18 protein-coding genes are annotated in these 20,400 nt (G+C 72.8%); 17 read left to right on the top strand and 1 reads right to left on the bottom strand.

Translation table 11 applies throughout. The annotated features are described in order from the left end of the window. The first annotated feature begins 2 nt into the window (after window positions 1-2). The 9 genes from KPF22_RS28870 to KPF22_RS28830 all read left to right on the top strand — a co-directional run bounded on the left by KPF22_RS28870 (window position 3) and on the right by KPF22_RS28830 (window position 11,833). Window positions 3-1,289 (top strand): MlaD family protein, encoded by a 1,287-nt coding sequence (locus tag KPF22_RS28870; RefSeq protein ID WP_208823845.1) that lies wholly within the window; start codon window positions 3-5, stop codon window positions 1,287-1,289. Beyond that, a complete protein-coding gene (locus KPF22_RS28865; RefSeq protein WP_224403879.1) occupies window positions 1,286-2,680 on the top strand; it encodes an MlaD family protein in 1,395 nt (464 codons plus the stop codon). The genes KPF22_RS28870 and KPF22_RS28865 overlap by 4 nt, the downstream gene beginning before the upstream one ends. Then, the gene (locus KPF22_RS28860; protein WP_224403878.1) at window positions 2,680-4,041 is read left to right on the top strand and encodes an MlaD family protein; all 1,362 of its coding nucleotides are present in this window, start codon (window positions 2,680-2,682) and stop codon (window positions 4,039-4,041) included. The genes KPF22_RS28865 and KPF22_RS28860 overlap by 1 nt, the downstream gene beginning before the upstream one ends. Next, on the top strand, window positions 4,041-5,384 hold the full coding sequence (locus KPF22_RS28855) for an MlaD family protein (protein WP_224403877.1): 1,344 nt from the start codon (window positions 4,041-4,043) through the stop codon (window positions 5,382-5,384). Before KPF22_RS28860 ends, KPF22_RS28855 begins: the two co-directional genes overlap by 1 nt. Next, on the top strand, window positions 5,381-6,679 hold the full coding sequence (locus KPF22_RS28850; protein WP_224403876.1) for an MlaD family protein: 1,299 nt from the start codon (window positions 5,381-5,383) through the stop codon (window positions 6,677-6,679). Before KPF22_RS28855 ends, KPF22_RS28850 begins: the two co-directional genes overlap by 4 nt. Window positions 6,680-6,694: 15 nt before the next feature. Further along, window positions 6,695-8,128 carry an MlaD family protein gene (locus tag KPF22_RS28845; protein WP_224403875.1) on the top strand — a complete coding sequence of 478 codons (1,434 nt, stop codon included), beginning with the start codon at window positions 6,695-6,697 and terminating at the stop codon, window positions 8,126-8,128. 86 nt (window positions 8,129-8,214) lie between these two features. Then, entirely contained in the window at window positions 8,215-10,497 is a 2,283-nt protein-coding gene (locus KPF22_RS28840; protein WP_224403874.1) for an RND transporter, read from the top strand. Between the two features lie 5 nt (window positions 10,498-10,502). Then, a complete protein-coding gene (locus tag KPF22_RS28835; RefSeq protein ID WP_224403873.1) occupies window positions 10,503-11,615 on the top strand; it encodes a peptidyl-prolyl cis-trans isomerase in 1,113 nt (370 codons plus the stop codon). Continuing rightward, on the top strand, window positions 11,612-11,833 hold the full coding sequence (locus tag KPF22_RS28830) for a hypothetical protein (protein ID WP_073575642.1): 222 nt from the start codon (window positions 11,612-11,614) through the stop codon (window positions 11,831-11,833). The genes KPF22_RS28835 and KPF22_RS28830 overlap by 4 nt, the downstream gene beginning before the upstream one ends. A 3-nt stretch (window positions 11,834-11,836) precedes the next feature. Here KPF22_RS28830 and KPF22_RS28825 read toward each other — a convergent pair whose 3' ends face one another. Beyond that, a complete protein-coding gene (locus tag KPF22_RS28825; RefSeq protein ID WP_208823826.1) occupies window positions 11,837-12,775 on the bottom strand; it encodes an ABC transporter ATP-binding protein in 939 nt (312 codons plus the stop codon). Window positions 12,776-12,900: 125 nt separating this feature from the next. Here KPF22_RS28825 and KPF22_RS28820 point away from each other — a divergent pair, with 125 nt between their 5' ends. The 8 genes from KPF22_RS28820 (at window position 12,901) to KPF22_RS28785 (ending at window position 20,340) form a co-directional block, all read left to right on the top strand. Further along, entirely contained in the window at window positions 12,901-13,320 is a 420-nt protein-coding gene (locus KPF22_RS28820; protein WP_208823824.1) for a hypothetical protein, read from the top strand. 20 nt (window positions 13,321-13,340) lie between these two features. Then, window positions 13,341-13,730: a hypothetical protein gene (locus tag KPF22_RS28815; protein WP_224403872.1), complete on the top strand. Its 390-nt coding sequence runs from the start codon at window positions 13,341-13,343 to the stop codon at window positions 13,728-13,730. Window positions 13,731-13,872: 142 nt separating this feature from the next. Further along, complete coding sequence (locus KPF22_RS28810) at window positions 13,873-15,417, top strand: acyl-CoA synthetase (RefSeq protein WP_224403871.1); 1,545 nt, start codon at window positions 13,873-13,875, stop codon at window positions 15,415-15,417. Window positions 15,418-15,559: 142 nt separating this feature from the next. Beyond that, window positions 15,560-16,000, top strand: coding sequence for an SCP2 sterol-binding domain-containing protein (locus KPF22_RS28805; RefSeq protein WP_224403870.1), 441 nt, complete (start codon window positions 15,560-15,562; stop codon window positions 15,998-16,000). A 34-nt stretch (window positions 16,001-16,034) separates the two neighbouring features. Beyond that, complete coding sequence (locus tag KPF22_RS28800) at window positions 16,035-17,090, top strand: alcohol dehydrogenase catalytic domain-containing protein (protein WP_208823820.1); 1,056 nt, start codon at window positions 16,035-16,037, stop codon at window positions 17,088-17,090. After that, entirely contained in the window at window positions 17,087-18,610 is a 1,524-nt protein-coding gene (locus tag KPF22_RS28795) for an aldehyde dehydrogenase (protein ID WP_224403869.1), read from the top strand. Before KPF22_RS28800 ends, KPF22_RS28795 begins: the two co-directional genes overlap by 4 nt. Before the next feature lie 186 nt (window positions 18,611-18,796). Next, window positions 18,797-20,140: a cytochrome P450 gene (locus KPF22_RS28790; RefSeq protein ID WP_224403868.1), complete on the top strand. Its 1,344-nt coding sequence runs from the start codon at window positions 18,797-18,799 to the stop codon at window positions 20,138-20,140. Then, the gene (locus KPF22_RS28785; RefSeq protein WP_062399393.1) at window positions 20,140-20,340 is read left to right on the top strand and encodes a ferredoxin; all 201 of its coding nucleotides are present in this window, start codon (window positions 20,140-20,142) and stop codon (window positions 20,338-20,340) included. Before KPF22_RS28790 ends, KPF22_RS28785 begins: the two co-directional genes overlap by 1 nt. Window positions 20,341-20,400: the final 60 nt, after the last annotated feature.

Genomic DNA, 20,400 nt, shown 5'->3' with positions numbered 1-20,400 from the left:
CGATGAGCGGAATCCTGGGCAAGCTCGCCGCCGGTGTGGTGGCGCTGCTCGTGATCGGGGGTGTGTTCGTCGCCGTCGGCGGCACGCAGCCCTACACGGTCAGCGCCGTCCTGCCGGCAGGCAACCCGAACCTCATCCCCGGTGCGCCGATCTACATCGACGGCTTCCAGGCCGGCAAGATCTCCTCCGTCCGGCCCGAGGAGGGCCACGCGGTCGTCGAGTTCACCGTCGACGACGGTCTCGCCCCGCTGCACGCCGGCGCGTTCGTCCACGTCCAGTGGAAGGCCGTCGTCGGTGAGCGCCTGCTGTTCGTGCAGGACGGCCCCAAGGACTACGCCGAGATCCCCAGCGGCGGCATGGTGCAGGGCGACTTCCCGAAGCCGACCGAGGTCGCCGACGTGCTCGCCGCTCTTGACGAGCCCACCCGGGCGCGCCTGACCAGCCTGGTCGGGACCCTGCAGAACACCGTCACCGGGCACGAGCAGGACCTCAACGCCACCGTGAACACCGCCGGGCCCGCGCTCGCCGCGGTCGGCAACGTGCTGCGCGGCATCGGCACCGACGGTCCCGCGATCTCCAAGCTGGTCACGGACCTGAACGGCACCGTCGACACCCTGGCGAAGCGACAGCAGGACCTCGGCGCCGTCGTCGACGAGCTCGGCACCAGCGCCCGCGCGACGGCCGCCCAGCGCGAGCAGCTGCGCGCCGCGCTGGCCAAGCTGCCCCCGACGCTGCGCACCGCGCAGGGCACCCTGAACAAGGTCCCCGGCGTCACCGACGAGGCCCTGCCGCTGCTGGAGGACCTGCGCCCGGCGACGGAGAAGCTGCCCGGCGTGTCCGAGCAGCTCGCCCCGCTGCTGCAGGACCTGCGGCCGCTGGTCGCCGACCTCAAGCCCACCCTCGAGGCGGCGTCGGCACTGCTCGACCGCACCCCCGGCCTGCTCGACTCCTCGAACCGCGCGCTGCCGGGTCTCGCCGAGACCGCAGGCGGCTACGCGCCGGTGCTCGAGGCGCTGCGCCCCTACACCCCCGAGGTCGTCGGGTTCCTGTCCACGTGGGGCTCCGCCGCCCAGAACTTCGACTCGAACGGCCGTTACATGCGGATCTTCGCGCAGGCCGGCCCCGCCACGCCGGTCATCTACCCGCCGGGCGTCACGCCGCCGGGGATCGTTCCCAACCCGAACCCGGCCCCCGGCTCGGCCGACGAGACCTCCGGCAACGGCGAGCAGAACCCGGGCGCGCCGCTCCTGCCGCAGCTCGGTGACGCCAGCGGGGAGGGCCCGCGATGAGCTCGACCCTGGGCTTCTCCCGCTGGCGGATCCTCGCCGTCGGCCTCGTCGCGCTCCTCGCGGGCACCGGCGCCGCGGCCGGCATCTCGAACGCCGAGTCCGGCCGGATCGTGATCGCGGAGTTCGCCGACGTCAGCCCGATCCTCGCCGGCCAGCAGGTCAAGATCAACGGCGTCACGGTCGGCGAGGTGGGCCAGCTGCAGTTCGACCCGCAGCGCAAGGTCGCCGAGGTCCCGCTGCGCGTCGACGCGCGTGCCCTGCCGATCCACTCCGACGCGAAGGTGACCGTCGCCCCGGTCTCGCTGCTCGGTGAGCGCTTCCTAAACCTGAACACCGGCACCCCGGGCTCGCCCGAGCTGCCGATGAACACGCCGATCGGTGTCGAGCGGACCGGCCAGGAGGCCGACCTGCAGAACATCCTCGACACCCTGGACGACCCGACGGCCGGCGCGCTGGCCGCGCTGGTCACCACGCTCGGCCAGGGCACGCAGAACAACGGCGAGAACATCCGGAAGACCCTCGCCGCGCTCGCCCCGGCCATGAAGGACACCAACCAGCTCGTCGGCGTCCTGTCCGACCAGAACGAGCTGCTCGGCCGGGTCATCGACCAGGTCGAGCCGGTCACCGGCGCACTCGCCGTCGACCAGGGCAGGCGGCTCGACGGCCTGGTCGCCTCGACCACGTCGCTGCTCGACACCACCGCCGCCCGCGACGCGCAGCTGCGCGGCACCCTGCAGGAGCTCCCCGGCACCCTGGCCGCGGCCCGCGCCACCCTCGGCGAGCTCGCCGGCACGGCGCAGTCCACCGCGGTCACCCTGGGCAACCTGCGGCCGACCACCGACAACCTGGTGGACATCAGCCGCGAGCTGCAGCGCTTCGCCGACTCGGCGGACCCGGCGCTGGCCTCGGCCGACCCGGTCCTGGACCGGGCGAGCGAGCTGCTCGACCAGGCGCAGCCGGTCGCCGCGGAGCTCCGGGCCGCGGGCCCGGACCTGCAGCGCACCGTCACCGGCGCCGAGCCGATCGTGCGTGACCTCGACGGCAACCTCGGCAACGTCCTCGGCTTCATCCGGAACTGGGCGCTGACCACCAACGAGAAGGACGGGCTGTCCCACTACTTCCGGGCCAGCTACGTGCTCAACGGCGACCCGGTCACCGGCTTCGTGCCGGGCGGGCTGCCGGACACGGCGCCCGCGCCCGCCCCGGACGCCACCCCGAACCAGCAGGTGAACGAGCCCGCCCCGTCCCAGCCGGGACCGGGGACCGCGGCCCAGCCGGGTCAGGACTCCAACACCCTGCTGCAGAGCCAGCCCACCCCCGAGAGCAGCGCCACCGGGCTCAGCCCCGAGCAGGAGCAGGGCGCGCTCGGAACACTGCTGGGAGGCCAGTGATGGCGAGTGCCAAGCCCAAGCGCGGCGCGCGCTTCCGGTCCGGCCTGATCGGCCTGCTGATGTTCGTCGCGGCCGGGTTCTTCCTCTACGTCGCGCTGAACGCCCAGAAGGGGCTGCCCTTCGCCCAGCACGAGTTCCGCACCGCCGCGGTGTCGGACACCGGTGACCTCGCCGTCGGCAACGACGTCCGGGTCGGCCAGGTCCGCGTCGGGCGCGTCGACGACATCACCGTCGCCGACGGCGTCCCGCAGGTCCGGATGCAGCTCGACGACGCCGCGACCGAGGTCTTCAAGGACGGCTCGGCCGCGGTGACCGGCCGGTCCGGTCTCGGCCAGCAGTACCTGGACCTCGACATCGGGCACGAGCAGGCCGGCCTCCTCGGCGAGGACGACGTCCTGCCGGTCCAGCGCTCCCGCGGCGCGGTGCAGCTGCTGGACCTGGCCGAGGTCTTCGACCCGGCCACCCAGGACGCCACCCGCGGTGCCCTCCAGCAGCTCGGCAACGGCGCCGCCGGACACGGCCAGGACGTGGCGGACGTGGCGAAGGCCGGTCCGCAGATCCTGCCCTCGCTCGGCACGACCGCCCGGTCGCTGTCGGTCGACGGCGGCCGCGACCTGACCGGCTTGCTCCAGTCCCTTGAGAGCCTGTCGTCCCGCTTCCAGGGCCGCGAGCAGGAGATCTCCTCGCTGGTCGGCCGGCTCGACACCACGTTCGCGGCGATCGACGCGGACAAGGGCAAGGCGCTCGGGGACACCCTCGACATCGCCCCCGAGGCGCTGCCCGCCGCCCGCAAGGCCCTGGAGGACCTGCAGCAGCCGCTCGCGTCGACGAACTCGGCGATGACGCAGCTGCAGACCGGTGCCCGCTCGCTCGGCGACGCCACCCCGGACCTGCGGGGCGTGCTGGTCGAGGCCCCGCAGCCGCTGGACAAGCTGCCCGGTGTCTCCGACTCGGCCGAGCCCGCGCTCGGCTCGCTGACCCCCGCCGTCGCCGACGCGCGCCCCGTCGCGCCGAAGGTGACCCAGGGAGTCGGCTTCGCGAACACCCCGCTGCAGGTGCTGGCGCCCTACTCGCCGGAGATCGCGCAGTGGTTCACCAACGCCAGCTTCGCGCTGTCCGACGGTGACGCCGCCGGCCACCACCTGCGGTTCACGCTGATGGTCCGGCCGGAGTCCTTCGCCGGTGCGGCGGGTCTGCCCGACCCGACGCGGGCGGGCGACCCCTACCCGGCCCCCGGCCAGGCACCCAACGACGCCTCGCTCGGCCTGCTGCCCGCCCCGGGCCCGTCCAACCGGACCCCCCAGGAGCAGCCCGGCCAGGGCGACAGCGCCGCCGGCGGCGGCCTTCTCGGAGGTAACTGATGAGCGCCCCCGCACAGGGCACCACCGCCACGCCGCGGCTGCGGCGCCGCCTCCCGCTCTGGGTGGCCGCGCTCGCCGTCATCGGCCTGATGCTGCTGGCACTGGTCCTCGGGCTGTTCAAGCCGCAGGTCACGACGCTGCTGATGAAGCTGACCGGGTCGCAGACCCGCACCATCCACTTCGCCGCGAACCAGTTCCTGTTCGAGGACGCGTCGAAGGCGAAGGTCGCCGGTGTCGACTCCGGTGTCGTCAGCTCGGTCGACCCGGCCCCCGACGGCGGTGCGATCGTGACCGTCGTGGTCGACCCGGAGGTCGTGGACACCGTCGGCGACCAGCCGTCGGCGCGCCTGCGGCCCACGACCCTGCTGTCCGGCCTGTTCTACATCGACATCGTCCCCGGCGGTGACCGCACCGCGGAGTGGACCCAGCAGATCCCGGTGGACCGCACCCGGCTGCCCACCGAGGTCGACGACGTCGCCGAGCGCCTGCAGCCCGACGCCCTGGAGGGCGCGAAGACCGCGGTCACCCAGTTCGACGAGACCCTCGGCAACGCCGGCGGCAACGAGGCGCTGCACGAGCTGCTCGCCGTGGCGCCGGGGACCCTCGGCCCGGGCGCCGGGGTCATCGAGTCCCTGCGCGGCACCCAGCCGGAGAAGGACCTGACCGACGTCGTGCGGGGCCTGCAGCGGACCACCGGCACGCTCAACCGCGAGCCCGGCCAACTGGACGGGATCGTCGCGAACCTGCAGGACACCACGCAGGTCATGGCCGAGACCTCCGGCCCGGTCGCGGACGCGATCAACCGGCTGCCCGGCGTCCTCGACACCACCGACGCCGGCCTGAAGCGGCTGAACGTGTCGCTGGACAAGCTGCGCGACACCGCCGCCCCGGCCCGGCCGGCGGTCCAGGAGCTCGACGGGTTCCTGGGCCGCGCCGAGCCGGTGCTGGCCGACGCCCGTCCGCTGGTGTCCGACCTGCGCGCCGCGCTGGTCGACACCCGGCCGCTGGTCGAGGGCCTGATCCCGGCCAGCGAGGGCGCCACCCGGGTCTTCGACGACCTGCCCGCTCCGCTGGAGCGACTCAACGGTCCGGTCCTGGACTCGCTGAACACCCCGTTCGTCGGGGAGGGCCCCTTCTCCGCGGTCGACAGCCGCGGTGTCCCGCTCAAGGACGAGGTCGGCCACATGTTCTCGAACCTGAACAAGACCGGCGCCTACGTCGACCCCAACGGGCACGCGGTGTCCTTCCACCCCGGTCCGGGGCTCGGCACCGTGCCCGGCCTGGGCTCGGTGAGCCTGGAGAACATGTTCCAGCAGATCTTCCACGGGACGGGTGGTCGATGATGGCGGCAACTCCCACACCTGCACCGGAGACCCCGCGGGGCTTCACCGCCCGGGTGCGCTCCGGTCTGGACCGCGTCCGGAACGAGCCGGGGCTGGGCCGCAACGTCATCGCCCTCGGCGTGGTGATGGTGCTCGGGCTCGTCTGCGGGGGCTACATCCTGTCCCAGCAGCGGTTCGTGGCCCCCTGGGCGAACGAGACGATGGTCTACGCGACCTTCTCCGAGACCCCGGCGCTCGCCCCGGGCCGCGGCCAGGAGGTCCGGATGTCCGGCGTCCCGGTCGGCGACATCCGCTCCTCGGAGCTGACGCCGGAGGGCACCGCCCGGGTGCTGCTGGCGATCGACCGCAACGACTACGACGGCCCCGTCTACGACAACGCCACCGTGGTCCTGCGGCCGAAGAGCCCGCTCAACGAGATGTACATCGAGATGGACCCCGGCACCCCGGCGGGCAGGGTCCTCGACGACTACGGCGTGCTGCCCGTCGCCAACGCCAAGCCGCCGGTGCAGATCGACGCGGCGCTGGCCCACCTGGACCAGAACGCGCTGGCCGCGGTGCAGTCACTGCTGGAGGCCTCGGACGTCGCGCTGGCGACGGCGCCGCAGGACCTCCCGCAGGGCGTGCGTGCCACCACCGAGGTGGTCGACCGGCTCAAGCCGGTCGTCGACCAGCTCGACCGGCGCCGCGACAACCTCGCCCGCCTCGTCACCTCGATCGGCCGGCTGTCCACCGCCGTCGGCGGCGACGAGAAGCGCCTCACCACCCTGGCGAACTCGCTGTCGACCACGCTGAGGACGGTGTCCGCGCAGAGCCAGGCCCTGCGGGACTCGCTGAACCAGCTGCCCGGCGTCGTCGACAACCTGGGTGCGGCCACCGGCAACGTCCAGCAGCTGTCCGACCAGCTCGACCCGACCCTGGACAACGTCCTGGCCGCCTCCGAGCAGCTGCCCGACGCCCTGGACCGGCTGACCGACACCGTCGACACGCTCGACACCACCGTCGACAAGGCCCGCCCGGTCGCGCAGAAGCTGAAGCCGGTCGCGGCGGACCTGCGTCCGTTCGTGAACGACCTGAACGGCACGCTGCCCGCGCTGAAGGAGATCTCCGGCCGGCTCGACCCGGTCACCGCGGGCCTCCAGCAGTACCTGCCGGACCTGAACGCCTTCGTCTACCAGACGTCGTCGGTCACCAGCCTGCGCGATGCCAACGGCGGCATCCTCCGCGGTCTGCTCCAGTTCGGCCCGACCACCATCCCGGCGCCCGGCGCCGACGAGCTCACCCAGACGCCCCGGTAAGGAGGTGACCCCCGGATGAAGATCCCCCATTCCGCGCTCCCCGCGATCAGGACGACGATCCTGCTCGCCTTCACCGCGGCGTCGGCGTTCGTGTTCCTGTTCTTCTGGACCTCGGTCGGCGGCTACGTGCCCGGATACACCCAGGAGCAGTACACGACGGCGTTCCACGTCGACAAGGTCAACAACCTGGTCCCGCAGTCCGACGTCACCCTCAACGGGGTGAAGGTCGGCAAGGTCCTGACCGTCGAGGCGACCCCGGAGGGGCGCGCCGAGGTGGTCCTCAACATGACCGACGAGAACGCCATCCCGCTGCACGAGGGCGTCACCGGCCGGATCAACTCGAAGACCCTGGTCGAGGAGACCTACGTGTCCCTCGTCGACGGCCGCGGTACCGAGCTGCCCGACGGCAGCCGGCTCCCGGACGGCGCCGTCCAGTCGGCGGTGCTGCTCGACGACCTGATCCGGACCCTGCCCGAGGACCGCCGCGTCGCGCTGGCCTCCACCCTGCAGTCGCTGGGTGCGGCCACGAAGGACTCCCAGGCCGGCGTCGACGGGGCCCTGGCCGGCCTCGGCCGGCTGGGCCGCGAGGGCGGCACCGCCCTCGACGCGCTCGCCGCGCAGTCGAAGGACCTGGAGCAGCTCTCGCAGAACACCGCCGCGGTGCTCGCCGCACTGGACATCCAGCGCGGTCGCATCGCCGACCTGGTGACCGACGCCAACCTGGTCACCGAGGTCACCGCGAACAGCCGCACCGACCTGGAGAACACCATCCGGGAGCTGCCGCCGACGCTGAAGGCGGCCGACGACGCCAGCGACGACCTGTCCCGGCTCGCCGGCGGGCTCGGCCCGGTCGCGGCGAACCTGGACCGGGCGGCACCGGCGCTGGGCGCCGCGCTCAACGAGCTCCCGGCCACCACCCGCGACCTGCGCGGGCTGCTGCCCTCGCTCGACGCGACCCTGGGCAAGGCCCCGGTCACCCTGGACAAGGTCCCGCAGTTCTCCGACGACCTGCGTGCCCTGCTGCCCGAGGCCGACCGCGCCCTGCTCCAGCTCAACCCGATGCTGGAGTACCTGAAGCCCTACGGCGGCGACATCTACCAGTTCTTCACCAACTTCGGTGAGACGGTGTCGCGCGGCGACGCCAACGGCACGCTCCTGCGCGTGATGCTGGTGTTCCACGCGCAGTCGTTCGCGGGGAACCCCGTCCCGCTGAACGAGATCCCGCCGCTGGACGACAACAACCCGTACCCGCGACCGGGCACCCAGAACAGCCCGGAGGACGACGCGCCCCCGCCGCAGGTGGCCGACCCCGGACCGGCGGACCGGTCGCCGCCACCCGGACCGGCTCCCACGGTCGGGCCGCAGCCCGAGGGCGACGCCGCCCGGGGCAGCCGGCCGGCACCGGAGCCGGAGCCGTCCGGTGGTGGACTGTTCGGGCTGGGCGGATGATCCGCCGCCTCCGCACGACCCTCGAAGGGCGTAGCGCCGCATCCGCGGCGCTGCGCCCTTCGGGGCGTTCCGGCCTCGTCCTGATCATGGTGCTGGTCCTGGCGGCGCTGACCGCGGTGGGCGTGTCCCGGGTGAAGGTCGAGACCGGCGTCGAGTCGTTCCTGCCCTCGTCGGACCCGTCGGTGCAGCGCTACGCCGAGCTCGCCCGCTCCTTCGGCGGTGACCCGATCGTCGTGCTGCTGCGCGCCCCGCAGGCCCCCGGCCTGCTCGACCGGGACGTGCTGCCGCAGGTGCTCGGCGTCGAGGGCAGGCTGTCGCAGCTGCCGGACGTCGCGTCGGTCTACGGCCCGGCGACGACGCTGAACCAGCTGGCGTCGCAGTCGCAGAAGCTGCTCGCCGAGCTCACCGGTCGCCGCGACGGGCTGCAGCGCGCCGCGGCGATCACCGCGCAGCAGCGCGGCGAGGACCCGGTCGCCGCGGGCAACGCGGCCGTCGCCGCGTTCGACGCCCGGTACGGCCCGCTGATCGTGCAGGGCCTGCCCGTCGGGCTGCCCACGCTGCGCAACCAGCGCTTCATCGACCACTCGATCATGGGATCGGGCGGTGAGCCGCGGCCGCAGTGGCGCTACGTCGTCCCCGACCAGCGGTCGCTGGCGATCCTGGTCCGCCCCCGTGAGGGACTCGACCAGGCCGGGACCGAGCAGCTCGTCGCCGCGGTGAACGACACCGTCGCACAGGCACAGCTGCCCGCCGAGGCGACCGTCTCCGGCGTCCCCGCGATCACCGCCTCGCTCGGTGTCGCGGTGGACCGGGAGGCCCCGGTCCTCGGCGCCGTCGCGGTCGTCGCGATCGGGCTGTGCCTGTTCCTGGTGCCGTGGACCCGGCGACGCCGACGGATGATCCCGCTGGCCGTCACCCTGGCCGCGACCGCGGCGACGCTGGCCGTGCTCGGCTGGGCCGGGCGCCCGGTCTCGCTCGGGGTCGTCGCGTTCCTGCCGGTGCTGGTCGGGCTGGGCAGCTACTACCCGACCTACTTCGCCCGCGGGGCGCGGCCGCGGACTGTCGTCGTCGTCGCGGCGGGGACGGCGGCCGGGTTCGGCGCGCTGCTCCTCTCGCCGTTGCCGTTCGTGCGTGACCTCGGGTCGACCCTGGCCCTGGGTGTCGCGTTCGCGGTGGCGCTCGGCTGGTTCGTCTACCGGCCCGGAGGCTGGGCCGGCCCGGACCGGCCCGCCCCCGACGCCGACCCGGCCGCCGCCGGTGCACCCGCCGGCGACGACGCGGCGGCGCCGGACGGCCCCGGGCCGGTCACCCGCCCGGGCCGGTCGCGGCTGGTCGCGGTCGTCCTGGCCGGGCTGGTCGCGGTCGGCGGCTGGGCCACGCTGCCCTTCCTGCCCCTGCAGACCAGCGTCGACGCGCTCTCGGCGGGCCTGCCCGCCGTCGACGACGCCACCCGGGTCGAGCAGGTCCTCGGCTCCGGCGGCGAGCTCGCCGTCGTCCTGCGCTCCACCGACGGGACGGGCGACGTGCTCACCCCGCAGGCATGGGAGTGGATGACCACGGCCCAGAAGCAGATCGTGCGGCTGCACGGCGACGAGGCGCGGCCCGCACTGTCGGCGCCGTCGCTGCTGTCGTTCCTCGGGCCCACCCCGGACCAGGAGCAGATCCGCGCCGGGGTCCGGCTGCTGCCGCCGTACCTCACCGGGGCCGTGCTGCGGCCCGACGGCGAGGTCGCGGTGCTGTCGTTCGGCGTCCGGCTCGACGACCTCGACCGGCTCCGCCGGCTGACCGACGCCATCACCGCCGAGCTCCCCCCGGCCCCGCCCGGCTTCGTCGCCGAGGTGTCCGGGCTGCCCGCCGTCGCGGTGCAGGGCTACGAGCTCGTCTCGGCCGACCGCTACCTCGCCGGCACCGCCGGTCTGGTGGCGGCGGCGCTGGTGCTCGCCGTCGGGCTGCGGCACCGCCGCGACGCGCTGCGCGCCGCGCTGGCCGCCGTGCTCGCGACGGGCGCCAACCTGTTCATCCTCTGGGCGTTCGGCATCCCGCTGAACCCGCTCACCGTCGCGCTCGGGTCCCTGACCGCCGCGGTCGGCTGCGAGTTCACCGTCATGACCTGCGACGCCGTCCGCTCGCGCGACCCGCGCCTGCGGACCGCGGTGACCCTGGCCGCCCTCACCTCGGGCACCGGGTTCGCCGTGCTGGCGCTGTCCGACCTCGCCCTCATGCGCGAGTTCGGGCTGCTGCTGGCGCTGTCCGTACTGCTGTCCTACCTGGCCGCGCGCCTCGTCGTGCGGGCGTTCCCGCCCGCGCACGGCACGGCCGGACCCTCCCGGAGTACCCCCGCCCGGGAGAAGCTCGTTGGAGTGATGTGATGCGAGTGAAGTCCACACTGGCGTGGATCGCCGGCGCCGCCCTCGACCGGATCCGGACCACCTGGACCGGCCGGATCGTGGCGGGCGTCCTCGTCCTCGCCCTCGTCGCCGGGATCGGCGGCGGGGTCTGGTGGAAGATGCAGCAGGTCCCCGACGGCGCGGCGCTGGCCGTCGGCGACCGGGTCGTGACCGTCACCGACCTCGACGACCGGGTGCAGACCCTGCGGGCGCTCTACGGCGTCCAGCCCCCGGTCGAGGACCCGGTAAAGATGGACGGCTTCCGCCGGGACGCAGCCAAGGCCGTCGCGCTGAGCATGGTGCTCGAGGACCGGGCGACCGAGATGGGCGTCGGCATCGCCGACGCGAAGGTCCGCCAGACCCTCGACCAGTACATCACCCAGCAGCTCGGCAACGGCCCCGGCGCGCGCGACGACTTCATCAAGGTCCTCGGCAACGTCGGCACCACCGAGGACAAGGTGATGACCGAGGTCCGCCAGCAGATGGTGGTGGGCGAGCTGTTCGACCGGGTCACCAAGGACGTGACCGTCACCGACGACGACCTGCGCGCCGAGTTCCCGCGCTACGCCGAGCGGCTCGGGACACCGGAGAAGCGCGACCTGTCCAACATCGTCGTCGCCAGCAAGGAGGCCGCCGAGAAGATCGCGGCCGACCTGCGGGGCGGCGCCGACTTCGCGACCGTCGCGCGGGCCAGCACCATCGACAACGCCACCCGCGCGAACGGTGGAGCACTGGGCCCGATCAGCGCCGACCAGCTCCAGCCCGACTACGCGAAGGCCGCCTTCGGCGCCCCGGCCGGCCAGGTGTTCGGTCCGGTGCAGAACCAGTTCGGCTGGAACGTCGGCCGGTCCGCCGCGGTGACCCCGGGGGTCCCGGCGAACTTCGACCAGGTCAAGGACCGGCTCCGCGAGCTGGTGCTGTTCGACCGCCGGATCAGCCTCTGGGGACAGTGGATGACCGACTCGCTGGGAGGAGGCGACGTCCGCTACGCCGACGACTACCGCCCCGCCGACCCGGACACCGCCCCCACCGGCGCGAGCCCGGGCCTGCCGTCGGGCACGCCGCAGACGGTCCCGCCCGCGACGGGCGGTGGCGGGTGAGTCCTGCCTGGACCGTCCTGACCTTCGCGGGTCTCGGCGTCCTGCTCGCCCTGATGGGGTGGGCGGGCCGCCGGCACGCGGCGGGCCTCGGCGCCGTGCCGGGGATGCCTGCCGAGCTGCAGCAGCACCGGATCGCCGTCATCCGCCGCGGCGCGACGGCCTGCCTGGTGGTCGGCGTCGCGTTCGTCGTGATCGGGGTGCTCGCACCGCTGCTGTGAGGCTCAACGGGTGAGCAGCAGGAACAGGCAGTACGAGGTGACCAGCGCCAGCACCACGAGTGCCGGCACCAGCAGCCGCGGGTCCAGCTCGATCGTGCGGGAGCCGCGGCGCGGTCCGTCCAGCTCGGCGCGGGTCGCGTCCGGGTCGGGCGGGCCGAGGAAGTCCGAGATGCGGAAGCGGCGGTCGAAGTCGTCGGAGTCGGCGACGCCGTGCAGCAGCTCCGACGGCGGCCCGCAGGCCACGATCCGGCCGTGGCACAGGATCGCGACGGTGTCGGCCAGCTCCCGGGCCAGCGCGATGTCGTGCGTGGTGACCAGCACCGTCGCCCCCGTGCGCTCGTGCTGCTCCCGGACGGCCGCGACGAGCGTGCCCGCGTGCGCGGCGTCCAGCCCGGTCTCCAGCTCGTCCAGGACGAGCACCGGGGCCTCGACGGCGAGCGTGCGGGCGATCGCCAGCCGCTTGCGCCCGTGCGCGGGCAGCTCGGCGGGCAGCGCGTCGGCCCGGTCGTGCAGCCGCATCTCGCGCAGCCGGTGCATCGCGACCCGCTCGACCCGCTCCGGGGACAGGCCGCGGCCGTCGAGGGCGTAGGCGAGGTTGTCGTAGGCCGACAGCGACCCGAACAGCGACGACTCGAACACCGACGGCCCGCCGAACAGCACGCTCATGCCGCGCCGCAGCCGTCGCAGCTGCGCCTCGCCCGCCGCGTGCACGTCGACGCCGTCGACGGTCACGGTGCCCCGGCCCGGGGCGACGAGCCCGGCGAGGTGACGGACCAGCGTGGTCTTGCCCGAGCCGGACGGTCCCATCAGGACGGTGACGGTGCCGGGCGCCAGATGCAGGCCGAGCCGGAACAGCACCGGGGTGTCGTCGATCATCGTCGTGACGTCGGTGAAGTCGATCGCGGGCCCGCGGGGGGACTCGCCGGACACGGGTCCCGTCATCGCACCAGTGGACGCCGTCGCGGCGGGCCGCTCGTCTCCCGGGGGTGGTGACTCCCTCTCCCGTAGTGGGTGTCCCTGCGCGTGGAGGGGTCCGTACGGCCGGACGGGCGCTCTAGCCTGCGGCCATGAGCGAGCAGGTGCGGAGCCGGTCCACGATGCCGTGGGCACTGGTGGTGTCGGCCGCCGCGTGGATGCTGAGCGCGGTGCTGCTGGCCGTCGCGTGGGCGGGGCTGCGGCCCGAGTCGACGGTCGACGAGGACACCGCGAGCACGCTGGCCGGGCAGGGCGCCCCCGTCGTCGAGGTCGGGGCGACGGCCCCGTACCCGGCGTGGCTGCTGCTCCTGCTCGCGGTGCTGCTCGTCGTGGCGGGCGCCGGCCTGGCGCTGCGCCGCCGCGCGGCCCGTTACCCGGCGGTCGTCCTGTCCGTTGTGTCGGTGGTGCTCCTCGCCGCGGCGGGGCGCTGGGAGACCGTCCCGGCGATGGTGCTGCTGGTGGTGGGGACCGTCCCGCTGCTGACCCCCTCCGCGCTACGACACCTGCGCTGAGCCGACCGAAGGGAGACCTCGTGGCCGTCCCGGGGTTCGACTGGTTCTCCGACCGCGTGGACTGGGTCAGCCTGGTCCGCGGCGCCTCACTGGCGTTCAGCGTGCTGGTGATCGGCGGCCTCGCCGCGCCGCTGGGCGCGCGGATCCCGGTGGTCGGCCCGGCCTGGCTGATCCTCACCGCGGTCGTCGCGTTCGTGCTGGCCGGCTACCGGATCGGCGACGCCGTCGACCCCCGCGTGCACGGCGCCGGCGCGGCCGTCGCCGGGTACCTGCTCGTGCTGCCGCTGGTCGTCCTCGGCACCGGGGGTCTCGACCCGGCGCAGCTGGTCCTCACCCTGCTCACCGCGGTGATCATGGGCGCGGTCGCCGGGCATCTCGCGGGCCGGAACCGGGACCACCGTCACGCCTGATCGGGCCGCATACCCGAGCGGGGGAGGAACCACCCTCCCGGGAGGGATGCCGGGTCACGCAGCGTGCCGACACGATGCGGGCTGCGACGGCGGTGCCTCGCCCGGCGCCGCTGCGACCCACCCTCGAAGGGGAGAGCAGCCCGTGTTCCCAGGGACCCATGCGCGCACCCGGCCCGACCACCCGGCCCTCGTCCAGCCCGAGACCGGCCGCACCACGACCTACGCCGAGCTCGACGACCGTTCGCGCCGGATCGCCCACGTCCTGCGCGACGCCGGACTGCGCCGCGGCGACCACGTCGCGTTCGTCTCCGACAACGCCCCCGAGGTCTTCGAGATCTACTGGGCCGCGCTGCGCTCGGGTCTCTACGTCACCGGGATCAACCACCACCTGTCCCCGGACGAGGCCGCCTACATCGTCACGGACTGCGGCGCGCGGGTCCTGTTCGCCTCCGCCGCCGAGCGTGAGCTGGCCGAGGCGCTCGTGGACCGGACGCCCGGCGTCGAGCGCCGCTTCGCCTTCGGGGGAGCGGTCGAGGGCTACGAGGCCCTCGGCTCGGCCATGGAGCTCGCCCCCGACGAGCCGCTGCCCGAGCAGCCCCGCGGTGCGGACATGCTCTACTCCTCGGGCACCACCGGCCGGCCCAAGGGCATCAAGCCCGCGCTGCCGACCATCCAGGTCGACGAGCCCGGTGATCTCTACACCGCGGTGTTCGGCCCGATGTACGGGTTCGGCGAGGACACCGTCTACTACTCCCCGGCGCCGGTCTACCACGCCGCGCCGCTGCGGTTCGGCGGCATCGTGCACGCCCTCGGCGGGACCGTCGTCATGGCGCAGAGGTTCCGGGCCGAGGACACCCTGGAGCACCTCCAGCGCTACCGGGTCACCCACGGGCAGTTCGTCCCGACGATGTTCGTGCGGATGCTCAAGCTCGACGACGACGTGCGGAACTCCTTCGACGTCTCGTCGCTGCGGGTGGCCGTGCACGCCGCCGCGCCGTGCCCGGTCGACGTCAAGCAGAAGATGATCGACTGGTGGGGCCCGGTCCTGCACGAGTACTACTCCTCGACCGAGGGCAACGGCGTCACCTTCATCGACTCGGCGGCCTGGGCGGAGAAGCCCGGCAGCGTCGGCAAGGCGGGCCTCGGCGTCATCCGGGTGTGCGACGACGACGGCAAGGAGCTCCCGACCGGCGAGGTCGGCACCGTCTACTTCGAACGGGACGTCCCGCCGTTCGAGTACCACAACGACCCCGAGCGGACCCGCGACGCGCGCCACCCCGAGCACGAGAACTGGTCCACCACCGGCGACGTCGGCTACGTCGACGACGACGGCTACCTGTTCCTCACCGACCGCAAGGCATTCATGATCATTTCTGGCGGGGTGAACATCTACCCGCAGGAGGTCGAGGACGTCCTCACCCTGCACCCGAAGGTCTACGACGTCGCGGTGATCGGCGTACCCGACCCGGAGATGGGCGAGCAGGTCAAGGCCGTCGTGCAGACCCCCGAGGGCGTCGAGGGCTCCCCGGAGCTCGAGGCCGAGCTGCTCGAGTTCGTCCGCGAGCGGATCGCGCACTACAAGGCCCCGCGCAGCGTCGACTTCGCCGCGGAGCTGCCCCGCAGTGCCACCGGGAAGCTCGTGAAGGGCGAGCTGCGCAAGCAGTACACCGAGGTCGCCCCCGTCTGACGGACGCGCCGCGACGGTCACCGCGCGGAACCGTCCGTCACGCACCGTGCATCCGTAGGGAGCACGGAACCACCCCCCGGGAGCGATGTGACCCCCCTCGCTCCCGGACAGCATTCGTACCACCGACGGCGCCCACTTCCGGGTGTCGGCACCAGCACTCAACGAGGAGATCGAGATGGGCTTCTTCGCCGACAGCAACGAGGTCGACACGTACATCGGCGGCGTCTTCCGGGCGGCCAACGACCACCCGGAGTCGGGCCCGAAGATGCGCGCCGCGGACATCAACCTGCGGGTGCTCTACACCGACCCCGACACCGAGATGTGGGTCAAGATGCACGAGCCGGCCCTGGACGTGCACACCGGCGTCGACGACGACAAGGCCGACATCACCCTGATGATGCGTGCCGACACCGGCGACAAGTTCTGGCGTGGTGAGTACAACCTCGCCGTCGGGCTGGCCAAGGGCGAGGTCAAGGCCAAGGGCCCGGTCAACAAGATCCTGAAGCTGGTCCCGCTGACCAAGCCGCTGTTCCCGATGTACCGCGAGCTGGTCGCCGAGAAGGACGCCTCCGCGAACGCCTGACCCACCCGACGACACAGGAAGGGACGCCGACGAGATGGCGACCATGAAGGCGGTCGTGCTCCGCGAGCCGCACAGGATCGAGGTCATGGAGGTCCCCAAGCCGGAGATCACCGACCCCGGTGACGTGCTGATGCGCGTCGACCTCACCGCGATCTGCGGTACCGACCTGCACCCCTACGAGGGCCGGATCGTGATCGAGGACGACGTCGTCCTGGGCCACGAGTTCCTCGGCACCGTCGAGGCGGTCGGGTCCGGGGTCAACCTGATCTCCGAGGGCGACCGGGCCGTCGCGTCGTGCGTCGTGAGCTGCGGGAGCTGCTACAACTGCCGCCGCAACCGTCCCGGCCAGTGCTTCGGCACGATGATCTTCGGTCTCGGCGTGACCTTCGGCAGCCTGTCCGGCGGCCAGGCCGAGTACGTGATCGTGCCGAACGCCGACCGCACGCTGCGCACGCTCACCGACGAGGGCAAGGGCACCGACGAGGACAAGCTGTTCGTCGGCGACATCATGGCCACCGGCTACGAGGCCGTCCGCAAGTTCATCCAGCCCGGCGACACCGTCGCCGTGGTCGGTGCGGGCCCGGTCGGGCTCTGCGCCGCGATGGCCGCGGACGTGCTCGGCGCGTCCCAGACCGTCGTCGTGGACAAGGTCGCCTCCCGGCTCAAGGAGGCGGAGGCCATCGGCGCGATCCCGGTCAACGCCGACGAGACCGACCCGGCCGACGCCGTGCAGGACCTCACCGACTGGCGCGGCGCGGACGTCGTGATCGACGCCGTCGGCCACCCGTCGGCGCTGCTCTCGGCCTGCTCCCTGGTGCGCTCCGGCGGCGCCATCTCGATCCCCGGCGTCTACACCGAGGACTCGATCGAGCTGCCGTTCGGCGACCTCTACCTCAAGGGCGTCACCATCTCCCAGGGCGTCGCCAACATCACCAACTACATGGACGAGACGCTCGCGCTGATCGCCGCCGGCAAGCTCGACCCGAGCCGGTTCATCTCGCACCGGATGCCGATGTCGCAGGCGACGGAGGCGTACCGGATGTTCGAGGAGCGCGAGGCCACCAAGATCGTCCTGGACCCCACCGCATGACCGCCGGGACGACCGTCCGCCACTTCCCGATGCGGATCGGTGGCGAGGACGTCGACTCGAACGACCACCTGGAGATCCGCGACCCGCAGAACGGCGAGCTCGTCGCCACCGCGGCGTCGGGCGGGGCGGCGGTCATCGACTCCGCCGTCGACGCGGCCCAGGCGGCCTTCGACGACGGCGGCTGGTCCCGCGCCACCCCCGCACACCGCGCGTCGGTGATGCGGGCGATCGCGGACCGGCTCGGCGAGCGGCTCGACGAGATGGTCGAGCTGGAGATCATGGCCAACGGCGCCACCGTGCGGCAGGCCACCGGCTTCCACGTCGGCTACTGCGCCCCGCACCTGGAGTACTTCGCGGGCCTGGCCGAGCGCTACGAGTTCGAGACGCCCATGCCGCGGGCGACGTTCCCGGTGCTCGGCCAGTCGACGCTCCGCAAGGAGCCGATCGGCGTGGTCGGCGCGATCGCACCGTGGAACTTCCCGCTGCTGCTGAGCCTCTGGAAGTTCGCCCCGGCCCTGGCCGTCGGCAACTCGGTGATCCTCAAGCCGGACGAGAAGACGCCGCTGTCGGCACTGGAGTTCGCCCGGATCGCCGAGGAGTGCGGGCTGCCGCCGGGCGTGTTCAACGTCGTCCCGGGCCCCGGCCCGGACGCGGGTGCGCGCCTGGCCAGCCACCCGGGCGTCGGCAAGATCGGCTTCACCGGGTCCACCGACGTCGGGCGCGAGATCATGCGCCTGGCCTCGGGCACGGTGAAGGCGGTGACCCTGGAGCTCGGCGGCAAGTCGCCGGCGCTGGTCCTCGACGACGCCGACCTGGACATCGCCGTCGACGGCGTGCTGTACGGCTGCATGCTGTACTCCGGCCAGGTCTGCGAGTCGATGACCCGGCTGCTGCTGCCGGACTCGCTGCACGACGAGTTCGTGGAGCGCATGGTCGCCCGCGCGTCCACCATCCGGCTCGGGGACACCCGGGACTGGGAGACCGACATGGGCCCGGTCGTCTCGGCGAAGCAGAAGGACCGCATCCTCGAGCTGATCCGGTCGGGCAAGGACGAGGGCGCCACCGCCGTCCTGGGCGGCGGAGAGGCCCACGTCGAGGGGCACGAGGGCGGCCACTGGATCCAGCCGACCATCTTCACCGGCGTCCGCAACGACATGCGGATCGCCCGCGAGGAGATCTTCGGCCCGGTGCTGTCGGTCATCCGCTACGGCTCCGAGGCCGAGGGCGTCGCCCTGGCCAACGACACCCAGTACGGGCTCGCGTCGTCGGTGTGGAGCCGCGACAACTCCCGTGCCCTGGACGTCGCCGAGAAGATCAAGGCCGGCTCGGTCTGGATCAACGACGCACACCAGATCAACTGCGAGGTGCCCTTCGGCGGGTACAAGCAGTCCGGTGTGGGCCGCGAGCTCGGCCCGCGCGCGCTGGACCCCTACGTCGAGGAGAAGAACGTCCACCTCGACCTGTCCGGCACCCGCGACGCCCGTCCGTACGACGTGCTGCTCAGCCACGCCGAGGACTGAGCACCCTCCCGGGCCCTCCCCGGCAACCGCCCGTGCCGGGGAGGGCCCCTCCCTCTCCCGTTGGGGGTACGACGTCGCCCTCCCGGGGTGACGCCCGCTCCCCACCCGTCTCCGCACACTGTTCCCCGACCGTGTGTCGCCAGCTTTCCGCCCGCGGAGCAGACCGCAGGGCTCGGAGGAGATCCGATGACCGCCACCTTCGACGCCACCGACTTCGAGTCGGAGATGTACGACCCGGACGCCGTGAACATGATCCCGGCCACCAGCGAGGGCAAGCCCGAGCACTACCCGGTCGACATCTCCACCAAGGCGTTCTGGAACCAGACCTCCGAGCAGCGCGAGAAGACCTTCAAGGTCCTGCGCCGCGAGCAGCCGGTGTCCTGGCAGCGCCCCGTCGACGACGCGGTCACCCCCGACCCGGACGACCCCGGCTACTGGGCGGTGGTCAGCCACGCCGACATCGTGAAGGTCTCCCGGGACAACGACACCTACATCTCGGGCCAGGGCGTGCTGTTCGACCTGCTCCCGCCGATCTTCCTCGAGCTGACCCAGTCCTTCCTGGCGATGGACAACCCGAAGCACGACCGGCTGCGCAAGCTGGTCGCCTCGGCGTTCACGCCGAAGCAGATCAAGCTGATCGACGACAGGATCGCGCTCGCCGCGAAGGAGGTCGTCGACGGCGTCGTCGCCGAGCCCTCCGGCGAGATCGACTTCGTCACCCGCGTCGCGAAGATCCTGCCCACCCGGATCTTCTGCGACATCATGGGCATCCCGGAGCACCTGCGCGAGGCCACCGAGAAGAACGCGGCGGACATCGTCGCCTGGGCCGACGACGAGGTGCTGGCCGGCCGGGCCGCCGACGAGGTGCAGGTGCAGGCGGCGACCAACCTGCACGACATCGCCACCGAACTGATCGAGCTCAAGACCGCCGAGCCCTCCGACGACCTGATCACCTCGCTGATCAACGCCGAGGTCGACGGACAGAAGCTCGACGAGTTCGAGATCGGCTCGTTCTTCGTGCTCATGGCCGTCGCCGGTACCGACACCACCCGGCACACCTCGTCGTTCACCGTCCGCGCCTTCACCCAGTTCCCCGAGCAGAAGCAGTGGCTCATGGAGGACTACGACGGCCGGATCAGCAATGCCATCGAGGAGTTCGTCCGGTACGCCTGCCCGGTGATGACCTTCCGTCGCACTGCGGTCGTCGAGACCGAGCTGGGCGGCAAGAAGATCGTCCCCGGCGACAAGGTCGTCATGTTCTACCCGTCGGGCTGCATGGATGAGAAGGTCTTCGACGACCCGGAGCAGTTCGACCTGTCGCGGGCGAACGCGAAGGCGCACACCGGGTTCGGCGGCGGCGGTGTCCACTTCTGCCTGGGCAACCAGCTCGCCAAGTCCATGCTGAAGGCGCTGTTCCGCGAGCTGCTGTTCCGCATCCCGCAGTTCGAGGTCGGTGAGCCCGAGCTGCTGGGCACCAACTTCATGCGCGGGGTGAAGCGCATGCCGTTCCGATTCTCCCTGGAGAAGTGATGGGTCTTCGCATCGAGCTGGACGAGAGCAAGTGCAGCGGGCTCGGCCTCTGCGAGGCCGAGGCGCCGGAGCTGTTCGAGGTGCGTGACGACGGGTCGCTCGACATCCTCGACGCCACCCCGTCCGACGAGCACCGCGCGGCCTGCGAGGCGGCGATCGCCTCCTGCCCGACCGAGGCCCTGCGCCTCGTCGAGAGCTGACCCCACCCCGTCACACCACACCGCAGACGCCGGGGGCCGCCACCCCCGGCGTCTGCTCGT

This window comes from Pseudonocardia sp. ICBG1034 (assembly GCF_020131375.1).
In the GTDB taxonomy this organism is placed as follows: domain Bacteria; phylum Actinomycetota; class Actinomycetes; order Mycobacteriales; family Pseudonocardiaceae; genus Pseudonocardia; species Pseudonocardia alni.
The sequence above is the reverse complement of the archived record's forward strand: the minus strand, read 5'-3'. Positions and strand labels throughout refer to the sequence as shown.

Excerpts from the sequence above, each read along its gene's own strand:
- KPF22_RS28870 (WP_208823845.1), top strand. The coding sequence starts at position 3 with ATGAGCGGAATCCTGGGCAAGCTCGCCGCCGGTGTGGTGGCGCTGCTC.
- KPF22_RS28855 (WP_224403877.1), top strand. The coding sequence starts at position 4,041 with ATGAGCGCCCCCGCACAGGGCACCACCGCCACGCCGCGGCTGCGGCGC.
- KPF22_RS28790 (WP_224403868.1), top strand. The coding sequence starts at position 18,797 with ATGACCGCCACCTTCGACGCCACCGACTTCGAGTCGGAGATGTACGAC.
- KPF22_RS28860 (WP_224403878.1), top strand. The coding sequence starts at position 2,680 with ATGGCGAGTGCCAAGCCCAAGCGCGGCGCGCGCTTCCGGTCCGGCCTG.
- KPF22_RS28840 (WP_224403874.1), top strand. The coding sequence starts at position 8,215 with ATGGTGCTGGTCCTGGCGGCGCTGACCGCGGTGGGCGTGTCCCGGGTG.
- KPF22_RS28785 (WP_062399393.1), top strand. The coding sequence starts at position 20,140 with ATGGGTCTTCGCATCGAGCTGGACGAGAGCAAGTGCAGCGGGCTCGGC.
- KPF22_RS28795 (WP_224403869.1), top strand. The coding sequence starts at position 17,087 with ATGACCGCCGGGACGACCGTCCGCCACTTCCCGATGCGGATCGGTGGC.
- KPF22_RS28845 (WP_224403875.1), top strand. The coding sequence starts at position 6,695 with ATGAAGATCCCCCATTCCGCGCTCCCCGCGATCAGGACGACGATCCTG.
- KPF22_RS28865 (WP_224403879.1), top strand. The coding sequence starts at position 1,286 with ATGAGCTCGACCCTGGGCTTCTCCCGCTGGCGGATCCTCGCCGTCGGC.
- KPF22_RS28820 (WP_208823824.1), top strand. The coding sequence starts at position 12,901 with ATGAGCGAGCAGGTGCGGAGCCGGTCCACGATGCCGTGGGCACTGGTG.
- KPF22_RS28825 (WP_208823826.1), bottom strand. The coding sequence starts at position 12,775 with ATGACGGGACCCGTGTCCGGCGAGTCCCCCCGCGGGCCCGCGATCGAC.
- KPF22_RS28800 (WP_208823820.1), top strand. The coding sequence starts at position 16,035 with ATGGCGACCATGAAGGCGGTCGTGCTCCGCGAGCCGCACAGGATCGAG.
- KPF22_RS28850 (WP_224403876.1), top strand. The coding sequence starts at position 5,381 with ATGATGGCGGCAACTCCCACACCTGCACCGGAGACCCCGCGGGGCTTC.